Raw genomic sequence first — 2,567 nt, 5'->3', positions numbered from 1 at the left:
GGTACGGTACCGTGATAATTATCACGGTACCGTACCCCTTAATTCAATCTTTGCTTTTATCCGTTTTTTTCTTGTTTGGGTCAAGCGGAACGGATGGCTGTATCGATCCTGATCCGCTGTCAGAATCATTATAGTACTGCGGCACTTCGCCTGGCAGGATGTAGGAAGCGATTGGAATCGGACGTTCTACGATTGCCGTTTTTGTTGCGAACGGGATAACAATCTTTACTTTTACTTTTACGATGATATTGACGTTGTGTTTAATGTTGTTGATGCCTTTCTCTTCAAACGTTTCCTGAACATCTGTATCCACATCGCCGATCGCAGTATACTTGACCGGTATTTTTGGTCCGAGGTTGGCAAGCAGTGCGTTATTAGTCGCTTGGCCAAGAGGAATATAGGCAACAAGGCCAGGATGTTTCTTATATTCATGCATAGCTCCGTCGTCATCTTCCATCATCCCGAGGTCACTGATTCTTCCTTCTTCAATGTCCTTCAGATACGCCTGCACTATATATGCTGCCTGGGACATGATACGGTTTACGACTTTTTGATCGATGGAAGCCGAAATCACTTCCCCTTTGCTGTTTTCTACATATTTTACGACGTTGTCCATGTCGCCAGTTTCTACAATCTTGTTCATTACGGCTTCGTTAATAGCCTGTGATGCAATCTCATCCGTTTTTGTCTCCGCTATATGGATAAGGGTCGGTTCAATTCCTCTGTTTACGATCCATAAGCCTTGCACCGTCATCAGCATGAAAATAATCATGCTCAGTGAGAGTACATACCGTATAGGAAGCGGCCCCTTCCGCAGTCTGAACTTTCGCCGGCGTCTCAACAAAAGGATAACCCCCTCTCTCTTTCATATGTATGCAGTCAAGAAGGGTTTTACAAACAAAAGTTAACAGCTCTAAAATAAAAAGCTGCCGATTTGAGATCAGCAGCTGAAAACTGTTTTACTTTTTCTTTTCGTATACAACAAAATCATGAGGATGGACCGTTTTTTCGTCTGTTATTCCTTTTTCACGGGATACTTCTTTCCATTCTTCTTTTGAAAAAACCGGGAAATACGTATCGCCATCAAACTCATGATATATTTCCGTGATGTACAATCTCTTCACATGCGGCATGAACAGGCGGAAGATATCTGCACCGCCGATCACGCACATCTCTTCATCGTCCCGGGAAAGAACATCTTCAGCAGACGATACGACTGTACAGCCATCCGCCTCGTATCTCTCATCCCTTGTCATGACGATATTTTCACGTCCTGGCAGAGGTCTTCCGATCGACTCATGTGTTTTCCGGCCCATCACGATCGGTTTTCCCATCGTTACTTTTTTAAAATACTGCAAATCTCCTGGCATATGCCAAGGAAGCTCGTTGTTCCGGCCAATAAGTCTGTTTTGATCCATGGCGACGACGAATGAGATCATACGGAAACCGCCCCTTTTATATGAGGATGACTCTCGTAATTGACGAGTTCGAAATCATCATAAGTAAAATCAAAAAGATTCTTCACATCAGGGTTGATCTTCATCTGCGGCAGTGGATAAGGCTCGCGGGACAGCTGCAGCTTCACCTGTTCCATATGATTGCTGTAAATGTGTGCGTCTCCGATTGTATGAACAAAATCGCCAGGCTCGAGCCCTGTCACCTGAGCCATCATCATGGTCAAGAGCGCATAAGATGCGATGTTAAACGGCACACCGAGGAATGTGTCTGCCGAGCGCTGGTACAGCTGGCAAGACAGCTTTCCATCTGCCACATAAAATTGGAACAGCAAGTGACAAGGCGGAAGTGCCATGTTCGGGACGTCAGCCGGATTCCACGCGGTCACAATCAGCCTTCTTGAGTCAGGGTTATTCTTGATATCATTCACGACATTAGCGATCTGATCGATCACTGTGCCATCAGGGCCTGTCCAAGAACGCCACTGATAGCCGTACACAGGACCGAGATTTCCGTTTTCGTCTGCCCATTCATCCCATATCCTGACGTTATTTTCTTTTAAATACGCGATATTCGTATCGCCTTTTAAAAACCAGAGAAGCTCGTGGATAACGTTGCGCATATGCAGCTTTTTCGTCGTAACGGCAGGAAAGCCTTCCTGGAGGTTAAACCGCATCTGGCGGCCAAAAACCGAGACCGTACCTGTGCCGGTCCTGTCTTCTTTCACTGTTCCGTTGTCTAAAATGTCCTGCAGCAAGTTCAAGTATTGCTTCAATGTTTCGTCCTCCTGCCTTTTATTCTTGTGTTTATCGTAACATCGCAAACTGCAAAAGAAAAGGACAGCCCAACTCGGGCTATCCTCAAATTCTTATACCATTTTCAGAAGAGCGTCGCGGCCCTTCATCCCGGTTTCAATGCCGATCGCATATGCTTCGTGCGTGATGGACTCGAGCGGCGCGTCGAGCAGCTGTTCGATCGTCCTGACACCAACGGCACGGCCGGCGATAATTTTTCTGTCTGCGAGCTTGTCATTTAGAAGGGCAACGTCAAGCGCACCGCACATAATGTATCCATTATCGTTAAATACCGCCATAAAGTTTGTTTTCGGCAGC

General features: G+C 46.0%; 4 protein-coding genes. All 4 read right to left on the bottom strand.

Annotated features, from left to right (window positions below):
- Nucleotides 1–43 precede the first annotated feature (43 nt).
- The 4 genes from yunB to CGZ90_RS19665 all read right to left on the bottom strand — a co-directional run bounded on the left by yunB (nt 44) and on the right by CGZ90_RS19665 (nt 2,566).
- Entirely contained in the window at nt 44–844 is an 801-nt protein-coding gene (yunB, locus tag CGZ90_RS19680; RefSeq protein ID WP_094254192.1) for a sporulation protein YunB, read from the bottom strand.
- Between the two features lie 115 nt (nt 845–959).
- Nucleotides 960–1,439, bottom strand: a complete 480-nt coding sequence (locus CGZ90_RS19675) for a dihydrofolate reductase (RefSeq protein WP_094254191.1) — start codon at nt 1,437–1,439, stop codon at nt 960–962.
- On the bottom strand, nt 1,436–2,230 hold the full coding sequence (locus tag CGZ90_RS19670; RefSeq protein WP_094254190.1) for a thymidylate synthase: 795 nt from the start codon (nt 2,228–2,230) through the stop codon (nt 1,436–1,438). The genes CGZ90_RS19675 and CGZ90_RS19670 overlap by 4 nt, the downstream gene beginning before the upstream one ends.
- 93 nt (nt 2,231–2,323) lie before the next feature.
- Complete coding sequence (locus tag CGZ90_RS19665; protein ID WP_240515497.1) at nt 2,324–2,566, bottom strand: YunC family protein; 243 nt, start codon at nt 2,564–2,566, stop codon at nt 2,324–2,326.
- Nucleotide 2,567: the final 1 nt, after the last annotated feature.

This window comes from Fictibacillus aquaticus (assembly GCF_002245695.1).
Taxonomy (GTDB): Bacteria; Bacillota; Bacilli; order Bacillales; family Fictibacillaceae; genus Fictibacillus; species Fictibacillus aquaticus.
Note: the sequence above shows the minus strand (reverse complement) of the source record. Positions and strands in the feature narration are given on the sequence as shown.